Genomic DNA, 14,547 nt, shown 5'->3' with positions numbered 1-14,547 from the left:
GGAAGAACCGCTGGGAAGGCGGGGCGGGAGAGCCCCGCCTTTCGCCGTTTACAGGCGTCCTGCCGCCTTGAGTTCCAGATAGGCGTCGGCCAGAGCCGGGGCCAGCTCGTCAGGGACCGCGTCGACGACCGAGACTCCGTGCCGGTGGAGCTGCTCTGCGGTGCGGTCCCGCTCTGCCTGAGCCTGCGCCGCCGCCGCTGCTTCATAGACGGCGTCCGTGGTCCCACGGGCCTTGGCCATCCGGGAGATGTACGGATCGGCCACCGACGCTACGAGGACGGTGTGGCGCTGGGTGAGTTGTGGCAGGACGGGGAGCAGGCCCTCTTCGATCGGGGCCGCGTCGAGTGTGGTCAGAAGGACGATCAGGGAGCGGCGGGGGGCGGACCGCAGTGCGGTGGCGGTGAGGCCGCGTGCGTCGGTCTCCACGAGCTCCGGTTCCAGGGTCGCCATCGTGTTGACCAGGGAAGGGAGTACGTCGCCCGCCGTGCGGCCCTGGACGAGGGCCCGTACACGACGGTCGTACGCGAGGAGGTCGACGCGGTCGCCGGCGCGGGAGGCCAGGGCGGCCAGGAGCAGAGCGGCGTCCATGGACGCGTCGAGGCGCGGGGCGTCGCCGACACGGCCGGCAGAAGTGCGGCCGGTGTCGAGGACGAGCAGGATGTGCCGGTCACGTTCGGGGCGCCAGGTGCGTACCGCGACGGCGGACTGGCGGGCCGTGGCGCGCCAGTCGATGGAACGGGTGTCGTCTCCGGGGACGTACTCGCGCAGGCTGTCGAACTCCGTCCCCTCTCCACGCGTGAGCACGCTGGTGCGGCCGTCGAGTTCCCGGAGACGGGAGAGCTTGGAGGGGAGGTGCTTGCGGCTGGTGAAGGGGGGAAGGACACGCACCGTCCAGGGGACCCGGTGGGTGCCCTGTCGAGTGAAGAGGCCGAGGGGGCCGAAGGAGCGGATGGTGACCCGGTCGGCCTGACGGTCGCCCCGGCGGGTGGGGCGCAGGCGGGTGGTGACGCGTCGGCGCTCACCGGCGGGCACCGTCAGGTGATGGCGGGAGGCCGCCGTCTCCGTGCCCCGCTGCCAGCTGCTGGGCGGCCAGGCGTCTCGGAGGTGGGCACGGAGCGGTCGGTTGGACGGGTTGGTGAGCGTGAGGGTGACGTCGGCGGTGTCGCCCAGGCGCGTCGAGGTGTCGCCGGATCGGGTCAGAAGCAGGCGTCGCACGGGGGCGGCCAGGGCGAAGTCGCAGGCGCAGGCTACGGCGAGCGGACCGTTGACGGCGAGGATGCCGGTCCAGCTCGGGTCCCAGATGCCGACGGGGAGCGAGCCCAGGGCCGCGAGGAGCGCGGCGCGTCCGGTGAGCGCCATCAGCGGGGGACGGGGACGTGGGCGAGGATCGCGTTGATCACGGAGTCCGTGGTCACGCCCTCCATCTCAGCCTCGGGGCGGAGCTGGACACGGTGGCGGAGCGTGGGGAGGGCCAGGGCCTTCACGTCGTCCGGGGTGACGTAGTCGCGGCCCGTGAGCCATGCCCACGCGCGTGCCGTCGAGAGCAGTGCCGTGGCTCCGCGCGGGGAGACGCCGAGGGTGAGGGACGGCGACTCGCGGGTGGCGCGGCAGACGTCGACGACGTAGGCCGTGATCTCCGGGGAGACGGATGTCTTGGCGACCTCCGCGCGGGCTGCCTCCAGGTCGGTGGCGTTCGCGACGGGGCGTACGCCGGCGGCGTGCAGGTCGCGCGGGTTGAAGCCGGAGGCGTGGCGGGTGAGGACGTCGATCTCGTCCTGGCGGGAGGGGAGGGGGACGGTGAGCTTGAGGAGGAAGCGGTCCAGCTGGGCTTCCGGGAGGGGGTAGGTGCCCTCGTACTCGACCGGGTTCTGGGTCGCCGCGACCAGGAAGGGCTCCGGGAGGAGGCGAGGGGTGCCGTCGACGGTGACCTGGCGTTCCTCCATCGCTTCGAGGAGGGACGACTGGGTCTTGGGGGGCGTGCGGTTGATCTCGTCGGCGAGGAGGAGGTTGGTGAAGACCGGGCCGGGCTGGAAGGAGAACTCGGCGGTGCGGGCATCGTAGACCAGGGAGCCGGTCACGTCGCTCGGCATGAGGTCCGGGGTGAACTGGACGCGTTTGGTGTCGAGTTCCGTAGCGGCGGCCAGGGCGCGGACGAGGAGGGTCTTGGCGACGCCGGGGACGCCTTCGAGGAGGACGTGGCCGCGGCACAGGAGCGCTACGACGAGGCCGGTGACGGCGGCGTCCTGGCCGACCACGGCCTTGGCGATCTCGGCGCGCAGGGCCTCCAGGGCGGCACGGGCGTTGCCCGCGTCCCCGGTCTGCCCGGCGTTGTCAGTGGTCGGGTCCATCATGGACGGCGTACCTCTCTTTCGAGGGCGTCGAGTTGGTCGGCGAGGGCGATGAGGGCCGCGTCGTCGCCGGGCGGCGGGCCGAAGAGGAGGGAGTGCAGGGTCTGTCCGTCGCCGTGTTCGCCGCGGAGGTGGGCGGACAGGGCGGGGAGCAGAGCCTCGGGCGTGTGTGCCTGGGCGACGGGGGTGCCTACGAGGGGGGCGAGGCGGGTGCGGGTGGCGGAGCGAAGAGCGGTGGCCGCGCGGTCGCGGGCGTTGGCCTTGCGGTAGAGGCGGGCGCGGCCTTCGGCGGTTTCGGAGGCGCGGACCGCCACGGGGAGTTTCTCGGGCACCAGGGGGCCGAGCCGGCGCGCCCGCCAGAGGGCCGCGAGGGCCGCGGCGATGAAGAGTTGCAGAGTGCCCCAGAGCCAACCGGAGGGGAGCAGGTCGAAGAAGCTGCGTTCGTCGTCCGGTGCCGTGGTGTCGGAGACCGAGGGGAGGTACCAGACCAGGTGTTCGCGGGAGCCGAGGAGTTGCAGGGCGAGCGAGGCGTTGCCGTGCTCGTCGAGGTGGTTGTTGTAGAGGATGTCGGGGGCGCCGAGGACGACGGTGTCGCCGGGGGTGCCCTCCCGGGCCGGTTCACCGGCTGCGTCGGGGATGCGGAGCAGGGTGGCCAGGCGTCGGCTGGGGTAGCAGGCGTCGGCCTCGATGTGGCTGCTGCTGTAGCGGAGGCCGCCCGTGTCGGCGGAGCCCGCGCGGCGGGCGGCGGGCAGGTCGCAGGCGGGGGCCAGCGTCGAGTCGAAGCTGAGCGCGGGGTCGGCGGTGACGCCGGGGGCGAGGCGTTCGACGGCGGGGCCGCCGGGAGCCACGAGGAGGGTGCGGCCACCGGACCCTTCGGTGGCGGAGTGCAGCTGTGTCTGCTGGCGTTCGGAGAGGAGGTCGGGGACGGCGACCAGGAGGGTGGTGTCGGGGCCCGCGGCGGCGCGGGCGTCGTCCAGGGTGGTGACCACACGGGTGGACACGCCCCGGTCGGCGAGGAGTTCGGCGACGGCCCGGCTGCCGTAGGGGTCGGCGGAGCGCGGGTCGAGCTGGCCGTGCCGGGCGTCGGAGCGGACGACGGCGATCGCGACGGCGCCGGCGAGCAGGACGACGAGCGCGAGGGTGATGCCCCGGGCGCGGGTCCACACCTGGCGGGCGCTGGGCGAGGCCGAGGTGGTGGGGAGCGTGGCCTCGGTGGTCATTCGGCGGCTCCCGGGCGGGTGTCGCGCTCCGCGGCGTCGGCCGTCCCGCCGGCCGTGCTGGTCGCCAGTTGCGGCTTGCTGCGTTCCAGGTCGCGGTCGAGTTCGGTGAGCCGCTGGTACGACTGCTCGGTGCCGGGGCGTCCGCCGTACGTGACGTCGTCGAAGTCCCGGGCGGCGGCGCGCAGCCGCTCGCCGTGGTCGGGCAGGGCGCGGCCCGCCTCGCGGGCGGCTTCGTCGGCGGTACGGCCGGGGCGGGCGTCGAGGAGGGCGCGTTCCTCCAGGGCGCGGACGACGGCCCGCATGCGTTCCTGGACGGCCTGGTTCCAGTGGCCCTGGGCGGCGTGCGCGTCGGCTGCGGCCCGGTGGTCGGCGGCGCTGCGGGGGCGGTCGTCGAACAGGGCGGGGGCGGAGACCGGCTGGCGGCGGGGGGTGCCCAGCCGCCACCAGAGGGCGCCGAGCAGGGTCACGACGGCCACGATGACGACGACGAGGCCGAGCGCTCCTCCCGGGGTGGCGGAGGACGCGCTGCTGAACAGCTCGTCGATCCAGTCCCAGAAGGCGTTCAGGGCCTGCTGGAACCAGCTGGGGTCGTTCTCGTGGTACATCCGCTTGGACAGCTCCCGCCGGGCTGCCTCCCGCGCGGGGTCGCGCGGGATGGTCACCGGAGGTTCGTCGCCGGAGTGTGGCAGCGACAGCACGGGGCGGTCGCCGGCGTGCGACACCGACCGTGCGGCGGTGCGTGACAGCACCTCTGTGAGAACTCCCCCCGCCCGGCTCACCGCATCAGCTCCCCGGGTTGGCGCCGGGAGCGCCGGGACCCTGGGTTCCGGCGGCGCGGGCCAGGTCGAGGTCGAGGGCCTCGCGGCGGATGCGCTGGTCGATGTAGAGGAGTACGGCGACGCCCGCGGTGATGGGGAAGGTGATCATCGAGCCGATCACGGAGCCGATCCCGCTGACGATGAGGAAGGTCCAGCCGAGATTCCCGGTGCCTTCGATGAAGCCGCCGATGCCGTCACCGCTGAGGGCCGCGGCCAGGAAGGCGAACGGGATCACGATGATCGACGCGACGACGTTCGCGATGATCGTCGCGAGCAGCTGGATGCCGAAGACCCGCCACCAGGAGCCGCGCACCAGCTTCGTGGAACGGCTCATGGCCTTCTTGATGCCCTGCTTCTCCAGCATCAGCGCCGGGGAGGCCAGCGAGAAGCGGACCATGAGCCACACCGCGACGATGCCGCTCGCCAGGAAGCCCAGGATGGTCAGGGCCAGGCCGGCCCCGCCGGCGCCCGTGGCCGCGATCACGAGGCCCGGTGCCATGCCGGCCGTGACGATGCCGGCGACGATCAGCAGGAGCAGGACGATCAGGCCGAACAGTCTCAGTACCTGCGGGCGGGCGTCCCGCCAGGCCTCGCCTATGGTCACCTTCCGGCCGAGAACGGCGCGGCTGGTGACGGTCGTCAGCAGGGCGGTGGCCAGGACCGTGCCGATCAGGGAGATCAGGAAGATGACGCCCGAGTTGATCGTGGTGTCGGCCATGGCGTCGCCGAGCTCGCTCAGCGTGGCGTCGGGGTCGTTGAGGGCCTCCGAGCCGACGTCGTCCAGGACGAGACCCTGGAGCAGCACGACGATGATCTCCGTGAACACCGCGACGGTCAGCGAGATGCCGAGGACCGTGCGCCAGTAGGTGCGCATGGTGGAGACGGCGCCGTCGAGGATCTCGCCGACGCCCAGCGGACGGAGCGGGATCACACCGGGCTTGGCCGCGGGCGGGGGACCGCCCCACCCGCCTCCCCAGCCGCCGTAGCCACCGGGAGGGCCGTAACCTCCGTAGCCGCCGCCGTGACCCCCGTAGCCACCGGGGCCGCCAGGAGGCGGGGTGCCCCAGCCCGCGTTGGGCGGGGGAGGGGGCGGGGCCTGCCCGGGGCCGGAGGGGGCGGACCACTGGCCCGCGGGCGGCTGCTCCTTGGACCACTTCCCGCCGGGCCCCGTCGGCTCCGTGCCCGGCTGGTCCGCGGGCTGCGCGGGCCGGTCGGGACCGCCGGGACGGTCGGCGGGCTCGGCGGGGCCGGACGCGCCGGGCTCCCGCCCGTCGGACGGGGCGGATCCGGGCGAGGCCCAGCCCGGAGTGTCGTTCATCGTCGCTCCTTAACGGTGCCCGTCCGCGGTCGCGGCGGCAGGTTGGCAGCCATCGTGCCATGGGGTGCTCCGGTGCGGACCGGGCGCGGTACGGGGCGCGCACCTTCAATTGTCCGCCGGACAGGGGGCAGACTGACCGCATGGCTGATCAGGACGCGCGAAGCGGCGAGGACAAGCGGCCGACGGGGATTCCGGCACTGCGCTGGGAGGAGCCTCCCGAGGGCCCGGTGCTGGTCCTGCTGGACCAGACCAGGCTGCCGGCCGAGGAGGTGGAGTTGGTCTGCACGGACGCGCCCGCGCTCGTGGAGGCCATCCGTTCGCTCGCCGTGCGCGGGGCTCCGGTGCTCGGCATCGCGGGCGCCTACGGCGTCGCGCTCGCCGCCGTCCGGGGCTTCGACGTGGCGGAGGCCGCGGACGCGCTCGCGGGGGCCCGCCCGACGGCGGTGAACCTCTCCGTCGGCGTACGCCGGGCCCGGGCCGCCCATCAGGAGGCGCTCGCCAGGACCGGGGACGCCGGTCAGGCCGCCGCGGCTGCACTGGCCGCCGCGCGGGCACTGCACCGGGAGGACGCCGAGGCCAGCGTGCGGATGGCCGCGCACGGGCTGGCGCTGCTGGACGAGCTGCTGCCCGGGGGCGGGCATCGGGTCCTCACCCACTGCAACACCGGGGCGCTGGTGTCGGGAGGTGAGGGCACGGCCTTCGCGGTGGCGCTCGCCGCGCACCGGGCGGGGCGGCTCAGGCGTCTGTGGGTGGACGAAACGCGTCCGTTGCTGCAAGGTGCTCGCCTGACGGCTTACGAGGCGGCGCGCAACGACATGCCGTACACCTTGCTCACCGACAACGCGGCCGGTTCGCTGTTCGCGGCGGGTGAGGTGGACGCGGTATTGATCGGTGCGGACCGCATCGCGGCCGACGGTTCGGTCGCGAACAAGGTGGGCAGCTATCCGCTCGCCGTGCTCGCGCGGTACCACCATGTGCCGTTCATCGTGGTGGCTCCGGTCACCACGGTGGACCCGGACACGCCGGACGGGGCGTCCGTCGAGGTCGAACAGCGCCCCGGATATGAAGTGACCGAGGTCACAGCACCGCAGGTGCCGGTGACGGGAGCGGGAGGCGGGATTCCGGTGGCGCCCCTGGGGACCCAGGCGTACAACCCGGCGTTCGACGTGACTCCGCCCGAGCTGGTGACGGCGATCGTCACCGAGGAGGGCGCGGTTTCGCCCGTGACCGCCGAGGCTCTCGCCGAGCTGTGTGCCAGGTCACGCCAGGTCACGATTAGCTAATGGGATGATGGCGTTTATGAAGGGACGAGTCCTTGTCGTCGACGACGACACCGCACTGGCCGAGATGCTCGGCATTGTGCTGCGTGGTGAGGGTTTTGAGCCATCGTTCGTAGCCGACGGCGACAAGGCGCTGGCCGCCTTCCGGGAGACCAAGCCCGATCTGGTGCTGCTCGACCTGATGCTGCCCGGCCGGGACGGCATCGAGGTGTGCCGCCTGATCAGGGCGGAGTCGGGTGTGCCGATCGTGATGCTGACGGCGAAGAGTGACACCGTCGACGTCGTGGTGGGCCTGGAGTCGGGCGCCGACGACTACATCGTGAAGCCGTTCAAGCCGAAGGAGCTGGTCGCCCGCATCCGGGCGCGCCTGCGGAGGTCGGAGGAGCCGGCGCCGGAGCAGCTCGCGATAGGCGACCTGGTCATCGACGTGGCCGGTCACTCCGTGAAGCGGGACGGGCAGTCGATCGCGCTGACGCCGCTGGAGTTCGACCTGCTGGTGGCGCTGGCCCGCAAGCCGTGGCAGGTGTTCACGCGGGAGGTGCTCCTCGAGCAGGTCTGGGGCTACCGGCACGCGGCCGACACCCGGCTGGTCAACGTGCATGTGCAGCGGCTGCGCTCCAAGGTCGAGAAGGACCCGGAGAAGCCGGAGATCGTGGTGACCGTCCGTGGCGTCGGTTACAAGGCCGGGCCGAGCTGACATGAGCAAGGACAGTGCCGCTTCGGCGCCCGGCCGGTCCGGGGCCCGCGCCGGACGGCCTGTCGGCCCCCCGCCCGCAAGGTCCCGCTGGAACCGTCTGCTGGAGGGCGGCCTGCTGAACGGCGGGGTGCAGGGCAGCCCGGTGCTCCGGCTGTTCATGCGCTGGGTGCGCCGGCCGCTGCTGCCCGTCATGCGGCTGTGGCGGCGCAACATCCAGCTCAAGGTCGTCGTCACCACCCTGCTGATGTCGCTGGGCGTGGTGCTGCTGCTCGGTTTCGTCGTGATCGGGCAGGTCCGCAACGGCCTGCTGGAAGCCAAGGTGAAGGCGTCCCAGAGCCAGGCCACCGGCGGGTTCGCGGTGGCCAAGCAGCGGGCCGAGGAGGACGCGGGCGCCACCGGGGACGACGGCGTGTCCGTCGGAGACGCCCGTCCCTCGCAGAACGTCATCCAGTGGATGAGCGAGCTGGTGAAGTCGCTCTCCAGCGGCGGCCAGGGCGCCTTCGACGTGGTCACCCTGCCCATGGGCGGCGAAGGCGGCAGCGGGCGCGGTCCGCGCGCCTCCGGGTTGGTCAACTGGTCGGTCAGTGTGCCGGAGGAGCTCCGGGAGCGGATCGACAGCAGCACGGCGGTGGTGCAGAGCTACACCCGGATCGTCTACGACTCCGACCAGCCCTCCCAGCCCGGCCTGGTCATCGGCAAGCAGGTCAACGACCCGAACGGTGAGCCGTACCAGCTGTACTACCTGTTCCCGTTCACGCAGGAGGAGAAGTCCCTCAGTCTGGTCAGGGGCACCCTGGCGACGGCCGGGCTCTTCGTGGTGGTCCTGCTCGGGGCGATCGCCTGGCTCGTGGTGCGCCAGGTCGTCACGCCCGTACGGATGGCGGCCGGCGTCGCCGAGCGGCTGTCCGCCGGGCGGCTGCAGGAGCGGATGAAGGTCACCGGCGAGGACGACATCGCGCGGCTCGGCGAGGCCTTCAACAAGATGGCGCAGAACCTGCAGCTGAAGATCAGCCAGCTGGAGGACCTGTCGCGGATGCAGCGGCGGTTCGTCTCCGACGTGTCGCACGAGCTGCGGACGCCGCTGACGACCGTGCGGATGGCGGCCGACGTCATCCATGACGCGCGCGTGGACTTCGATCCGGTGACCGCGCGGTCGGCGGAACTCCTCGCCGACCAGCTGGACCGGTTCGAGACGCTGCTCGCGGACCTGCTGGAGATCAGCCGCTTCGACGCGGGGGCGGCGGCGCTGGAGGCCGACGCGACAGACCTCCGCGAGGTCGTACGGCGGGTCGTCAGCGGGGCCGAGCCGCTCGCGGAGCGCAAGGGCACGCGGATACGCGTTATCGGCGACCAGCAGCCCGTCGTCGCCGAGGCGGACGCCCGCCGCGTGGAACGCGTCCTGCGCAACCTCGTCGTCAACGCCGTCGAGCACGGCGAGGGCAACGACGTGGTCGTCAAGCTCGCCGCGGCCGGCGGCGCCGTCGCCGTGGCGGTGCGTGACTACGGCGTCGGACTCAAGCCGGGAGAGGCCACCCGGGTCTTCAGCCGCTTCTGGCGGGCGGACCCGGCACGCGCGCGTACCACCGGCGGCACGGGTCTCGGCCTGTCGATCGCCCTGGAGGACGCGCGGTTGCACGGCGGCTGGCTGCAGGCCTGGGGCGAGCCGGGCGGCGGCTCGCAGTTCCGGCTGACGCTGCCCAGGACCGCGGACGAGCCGCTGCGGGGCTCCCCGATACCGCTGGAGCCGACGGACTCGCGGCGCAACCGAGGGCTGGGCGACGCCGCCGCGTCGCGGAGCGCGGAGAAGGCGGCCACCGTTCCGGCGCAGACGCCGGCCGGTCAGACGGCCTCGGCATCCGCGCGGGGACCGATTCCGCCGCGGTCGGCGACGGCGGCACCCACCGCCGACCCGACGGCGCTGCCCGGCAACGGCGCGCGCGTGGTGCCGCGGCCCCAGTCGGGCGCCCGGAGACAGGACGACGGGCCCGCGCCGGAGGCGGCGAGCCGCCCGGACGCCGGGCCGGAGGAATCGAGCAGGCAAGGGGAGGCAACTCGTGGGCGCTGACCGCGAGGGGAGCGGCCGACGGCCGGCGCGCGCGGTGACGTACGCGGTCTGCGGCGTCGTACTGCTGGCCGGTTGTGCGTCCATGCCCGACAGCGGGGACGTGCGCGGGGTGGACTCCACACCGCGGCAGGACCCCCAGGTGCGGGTGTTCGCGATGCCGCCGCGGGAGGACGCCCCGCCCACGGAGATCGTCCAGGGCTTCCTGGAGGCGCTGACCAGCAACGACCCGCAGTACGAGACGGCGCGCAAGTACCTGACGGGTGAGGCGGCCAGGACCTGGCGGCCTCAGCGGTCGACGACGGTGCTGGCGGGCGGGCCGGGAACGGAGACCGACCACTCGGGGAACCGGGAGGAGGCCAACGACTACTCGGTCACCCTGACCGGCACCAGGGTCGCCACGGTGGACGCGCAGCAGTCGTACACGCCGGCGGAGGGGGAGTACCGGGAGTCGGTCCACCTCACCCGGGCCGGCAAGAACCGGCAGTGGCGCATCGACGTGCTGCCGCAGGGCGTCATCATGGGCAAGTCGGACTTCCAGCGCACCTATATGTCCGTCAACAAGTACTACTTCGCCTCGAACACCTCTCCCACCACGCGGGCCGGCACCAGCCGGCAGCCGGCGGCGGTCGCCGATCCCGTGTACGTGCGCCGGCTCGTGGACCCGATGACCCAGGTGGTGGAGTCCCTGTTCAGTGGGCCGACGCGGCTGCTGGGGCCCGTGGTCAGGTCGAGCTTTCCCACGGGTACGGCGCTTGCGAAGACCACCGACCCGCTGACGCCCGACGACCACAACAGGCTGACGGTGCCGCTGAACGACAAGGCGGCCGGCGTCGGCAGGGACAAGTGCGGCGAGATGGCGGCGCAGCTCCTGTTCACGGTGCAGAGCCTCACTCCGGTGGTGGACGAGGTCGAGCTGCGCGCGGGTGGCGAGCAGTTGTGCTCGCTCACCGAGGACCGGGCGGAGACGGTCGCGATGCGCGGTTCGGCCCACCGGCCCGACTACCTGTACTTCGTCGACGACCGGGACCGTCTGGTACGCATCGCCGCCGGCAGCAAGGGGACGCGGGCCGAGCCCGTCCCCGGGGCGCTGGGCGAGGGCACGGTGGCCCTGCGGTCGGTCGCGGTCTCGCGCAACGAGCACAGCGCGGCCGCCGTCGGTCTCGACAACAAGTCGCTGTACGTCGGCTCCCTGGTGTCGGGCGGCTCGCTCGGTGAGCCCGTGCTCGTCAGCAAGGGCAAGGCGGAGCAGGACCGGCTGACAGCGCCGAGCTGGGACGCCCAGGGCGACCTGTGGATCGCCGACCGCGACCCGGGCGACCCCCGTTTGCTGCTGCTGAAGGAGGGCGCGGGCGAGCCGCTGGAGGTGCGGACCCCGGGCCTGGACGGGCGGATCCAGGCCGTGCGGGTGGCGGCCGACGGTGTGCGGATCGCGCTGATCGTGGAGAAGGACGGCAAGCGCTCGCTGCTCATCGGGCGGATCGAACGGGACGGGAAGGCGGGCGATCAGTCCGCGGTCACCGTCCACGAGCTGCGCTCCGCGACCCCCGAGCTGGAGGAGGTCACGGCCATGTCCTGGGCCGGTGACAGCCGGCTCGTGGTGGTCGGACGCGAGCGCGGGGGCGTTCAGCAGATCGGGTACGTCCAGGTCGACGGCTCCACACCGGAGGTCTCGGTGCCCGCCGCGCTGACCGGGGTGAAGGAGATCGCCGCGACCGAGGACGAGACGCTGCCGCTGGTGGCGTACTCGGAGGACCTGATCGTGCGGCTGCCGTCCGGGCTGCAGTGGCAGAAGGTGACGGAGGGGACGGCGCCGGTCTATCCGGGGTGACGGCCGCCGTGGGGCTCCCCGTTTTCCACAGGCCGTTTCCCCTCGTTTTCCTCGTTTTCCACAGGCCTGGTGGGGATGTGCGGGCCTTGGCACAGTGGTGGCCGTGCGGGAATGGTGGCGTGATCTCACGGACCTGGTGCTGCCGGCCGAGTGCGGAGGCTGCGGCAGGGCCCGGTCGGTGCTGTGCCCTCGCTGCCGTACGGCGCTGAGCGGGGCCGCGCCGAGCCGGGTGCGGCCGGTGCCGGAGCCGCCAGGGCTGCCGGTGGTGCACGCGGCCGCGCGGTACGCGGACGAGGTGCGGGCCGCTCTGCTGGCCCACAAGGAGCGGGGCGTGCTGGCGCTCACGGCACCGCTCGGCGTGGCGCTGGCCGGGGCGGTGCGGGCGGCCGTACGCGCGCGGGAGCCGGTGCTGCTCGTGCCCGTGCCGTCGGCCCGCCGGGCGGTGCGCACGCGCGGACACGATCCGGCGCGGCGGATCGCTCTGGCGGCCGCGGGGGAGCTGCGGCGGACCGGGACCCCGGCACGGGTGCTGGCCGTGCTGCGGCAGCGGCACGCCGTGGCCGACCAGTCGGGCCTCGGTGCCCGGGAGCGGCTCGACAACCTGGCCGGCGCGCTGGCAGTGGTCCCCGGTGGCGGCAGGCTGCTGTGCGGCGGTGGGCCGGTCGTTCTGGTCGACGACCTCATGACTACCGGGGCGTCGCTGACGGAGGCGGCGCGGGCCCTGCGCGCGGCGACGGCGGAGAAGAGGCCCTGCGTGTCTGAGCGGACGACGGGTCCGGGAACGTACTGGACGGCGAAATCGCCTGTGTATCCCGCGGTGGCAGGGGAAGGCAGAGAGGAACGGAAGGCCGGACCCCGAATGGCGGGTCCGAACGGAGGCGGTGGCGTGATCGGTGAAGTGATCTGCGCGGCGGTGGTCGCGGCTTCGCCGGATTCTTTCGAATTAAACCGGAACTGACTGAGAACTTATGTCGTTGCAGGTGATGAGAGGATCAATTCACCGGAACGGAGGTACCCCGCGGTAGAGGGTGACGACATCCGTCCGGGCGAGATATGTTCGGTTGTGAGGCAAAGCCGCAGGCCACACCTCTTGAATCCGAATGCCGTGCTGCGGGTTTTCACCGTCATCACCCGCACCGGTGGAGTGGAGATCCCGCCCACGGGGGAGGAGGTGGACGTCACCGAGTCCGAGGTTCCGGGACAGACCGGGGCCTGGTGCGAAAGGGAGATGCTCCGCCGTCGAAGCGGAGCGATCCGGGAACGGAGTTCTGCGTGGACATCGTCGTCAAGGGCCGCAAGACCGAGGTGCCCGAGCGGTTCCGGAAGCACGTGGCCGAGAAGCTGAAGCTGGAGAAGATCCAGAAGCTCGATGGCAAGGTGATCAGCCTCGACGTCGAGGTGTCCAAGGAGCCGAACCCCCGGCAGGCCGATCGTTGTGACCGAGTGGAGATCACCCTCCGCTCCCGCGGTCCGGTCATCCGGGCGGAGGCGGCGGCGAGCGACCCGTACGCGGCGCTCGACCTGGCGGCGGAGAAGCTCGGCGCCCGGCTGCGCAAGCAGCACGACAAGCGCTTCTCGCGCCGCGGCGCGCGCCGGATCCCGGCCGCCGAGGTCGCCGACCACGTCCCCGGCGCGGCGACGCTCAACGGGCACGGCGAGGTCGTCCCCGAGGAGCAGCAGGACGCGGTACCCACCAAGAAGATCGGCTCGCTCGAGGTGCAGGGCGACGGCCCGCTCGTCGTCCGCGAGAAGACCCACGTGGCCGCACCGATGAGCCTGGACCAGGCGCTCTACGAGATGGAACTCGTAGGGCACGACTTCTACCTGTTCGTCGACTCCGACACGAAGGAGCCCAGCGTCGTCTACCGGCGGCACGCCTACGACTACGGCGTGATCCACCTCACCACGGACACGATGGTCACCCAGGCGCACGCTCCCGAGGCGGGCGACGCGCTGGGCGGCTGACGACGCCGGATGACAGCACAACCGGTGCCCCTGGAGCGTGTGTGCGCCCCCAGGGGCACCGGCGTGCGACGGTGCGCGAGGGTGTGCGACCCCTTCGTGGCCCGCTGGTCGCCCCGGTGTCGGCCGGGCATGGAATCATGGCGGCAACGGCCCAACCGGTGGGGCGTTGCCCTGGGTTGGCGATGGCTCAGGACCACGGGCCGCGGCCTTCAGGGGGAGGAACGATGGCGGAGACTTTCGGACCGATGCGGGGCGAGGGCGTCGACGACGTGATCGACGACCGGACGGCCGGCATGGGCCCGGACGCGGCCTCTGCGCGCGAGGAGCCGATCAGGGTCCTGGTCGTGGACGACCACGCCCTGTTCCGCCGAGGCCTGGAGATCGTCCTGGCGGCCGAGGAGGACATCCAGGTCGTCGGGGAGGCCGGTGACGGCGCCGAGGCGGTCGAGAAGGCCGCCGACCTGCTGCCGGACATCGTCCTGATGGACGTGCGGATGCCCAAGCGCGGCGGGATCGAGGCCTGCACCTCCATCAAGGAGGTGGCCCCCAGCGCCAAGATCATCATGCTGACGATCAGCGACGAGGAGGCCGACCTCTACGACGCGATCAAGGCGGGGGCGACGGGTTACCTGCTCAAGGAGATCTCGACGGACGAGGTGGCCACCGCCATTCGCGCGGTGGCCGACGGGCAGTCGCAGATCAGCCCGTCCATGGCGTCGAAACTCCTCACCGAGTTCAAGTCGATGATCCAGCGGACCGACGAACGCCGGCTGGTGCCCGCGCCGCGGCTCACGGACCGCGAGATCGAAGTCCTCAAACTCGTCGCCACGGGAATGAACAACCGGGACATCGCCAAGGAACTGTTCATTTCCGAGAACACCGTGAAGAACCACGTGCGCAACATCCTGGAGAAACTGCAGCTGCACTCCAGGATGGAGGCGGTGGTCTACGCGATGCGCGAGAAGATCCTCGAGATCCGCTGACGGCCGGGGCCGCGGCGGTCGCCGC

The 14,547-nt window shown here is 72.5% G+C and carries 12 protein-coding genes; 7 read left to right on the top strand and 5 right to left on the bottom strand.

Features of this window, described 5'->3' with window-relative positions:
* Positions 1 to 48: 48 nt before the first annotated feature.
* The 5 genes from M6G08_RS06140 to M6G08_RS06120 are packed head-to-tail and all read right to left on the bottom strand — an operon-like array spanning position 49 to position 5,704.
* Positions 49 to 1,359, bottom strand: a complete 1,311-nt coding sequence (locus tag M6G08_RS06140; protein WP_272586175.1) for a DUF58 domain-containing protein — start codon at positions 1,357 to 1,359, stop codon at positions 49 to 51.
* Positions 1,359 to 2,348 carry an AAA family ATPase gene (locus M6G08_RS06135; protein ID WP_272586174.1) on the bottom strand — a complete coding sequence of 330 codons (990 nt, stop codon included), beginning with the start codon at positions 2,346 to 2,348 and terminating at the stop codon, positions 1,359 to 1,361. The genes M6G08_RS06140 and M6G08_RS06135 overlap by 1 nt, the downstream gene beginning before the upstream one ends.
* Positions 2,348 to 3,568, bottom strand: a complete 1,221-nt coding sequence (locus M6G08_RS06130; protein ID WP_272586173.1) for a DUF4350 domain-containing protein — start codon at positions 3,566 to 3,568, stop codon at positions 2,348 to 2,350. The genes M6G08_RS06135 and M6G08_RS06130 overlap by 1 nt, the downstream gene beginning before the upstream one ends.
* On the bottom strand, positions 3,565 to 4,347 hold the full coding sequence (locus M6G08_RS06125) for a DUF4129 domain-containing protein (RefSeq protein WP_443048745.1): 783 nt from the start codon (positions 4,345 to 4,347) through the stop codon (positions 3,565 to 3,567). The genes M6G08_RS06130 and M6G08_RS06125 overlap by 4 nt, the downstream gene beginning before the upstream one ends.
* A gap of 4 nt (positions 4,348 to 4,351) precedes the next feature.
* Positions 4,352 to 5,704, bottom strand: coding sequence for a DUF7847 domain-containing protein (locus tag M6G08_RS06120; RefSeq protein WP_272586172.1), 1,353 nt, complete (start codon positions 5,702 to 5,704; stop codon positions 4,352 to 4,354).
* Between the two features lie 140 nt (positions 5,705 to 5,844).
* Here M6G08_RS06120 and mtnA point away from each other — a divergent pair, with 140 nt between their 5' ends.
* The 7 genes from mtnA to M6G08_RS06085 all read left to right on the top strand — a co-directional run bounded on the left by mtnA (position 5,845) and on the right by M6G08_RS06085 (position 14,522).
* Complete coding sequence (mtnA, locus tag M6G08_RS06115) at positions 5,845 to 6,987, top strand: S-methyl-5-thioribose-1-phosphate isomerase (protein ID WP_272586171.1); 1,143 nt, start codon at positions 5,845 to 5,847, stop codon at positions 6,985 to 6,987.
* Between the two features lie 4 nt (positions 6,988 to 6,991).
* On the top strand, positions 6,992 to 7,681 hold the full coding sequence (mtrA, locus tag M6G08_RS06110; protein WP_191862447.1) for a two-component system response regulator MtrA: 690 nt from the start codon (positions 6,992 to 6,994) through the stop codon (positions 7,679 to 7,681).
* Between the two features lies 1 nt (position 7,682).
* A complete protein-coding gene (mtrB, locus tag M6G08_RS06105; protein ID WP_272586170.1) occupies positions 7,683 to 9,746 on the top strand; it encodes an MtrAB system histidine kinase MtrB in 2,064 nt (687 codons plus the stop codon).
* The gene (locus M6G08_RS06100) at positions 9,736 to 11,574 is read left to right on the top strand and encodes an LpqB family beta-propeller domain-containing protein (protein WP_272586169.1); all 1,839 of its coding nucleotides are present in this window, start codon (positions 9,736 to 9,738) and stop codon (positions 11,572 to 11,574) included. Before mtrB ends, M6G08_RS06100 begins: the two co-directional genes overlap by 11 nt.
* A gap of 103 nt (positions 11,575 to 11,677) precedes the next feature.
* Positions 11,678 to 12,532 (top strand): ComF family protein, encoded by an 855-nt coding sequence (locus M6G08_RS06095; protein ID WP_272586168.1) that lies wholly within the window; start codon positions 11,678 to 11,680, stop codon positions 12,530 to 12,532.
* Between the two features lie 314 nt (positions 12,533 to 12,846).
* Positions 12,847 to 13,539: a ribosome hibernation-promoting factor, HPF/YfiA family gene (gene hpf / locus M6G08_RS06090; protein WP_272586167.1), complete on the top strand. Its 693-nt coding sequence runs from the start codon at positions 12,847 to 12,849 to the stop codon at positions 13,537 to 13,539.
* A gap of 224 nt (positions 13,540 to 13,763) precedes the next feature.
* Positions 13,764 to 14,522 carry a response regulator gene (locus M6G08_RS06085; RefSeq protein ID WP_272586166.1) on the top strand — a complete coding sequence of 253 codons (759 nt, stop codon included), beginning with the start codon at positions 13,764 to 13,766 and terminating at the stop codon, positions 14,520 to 14,522.
* The last annotated feature ends 25 nt before the right edge of the window (positions 14,523 to 14,547 follow it).

It is taken from the genome of Streptomyces sp. M92 (genome assembly GCF_028473745.1).
Lineage (GTDB): Bacteria > Actinomycetota > Actinomycetes > Streptomycetales > Streptomycetaceae > Streptomyces.
This window is presented reverse-complemented; position numbering and strand designations above follow the sequence as displayed.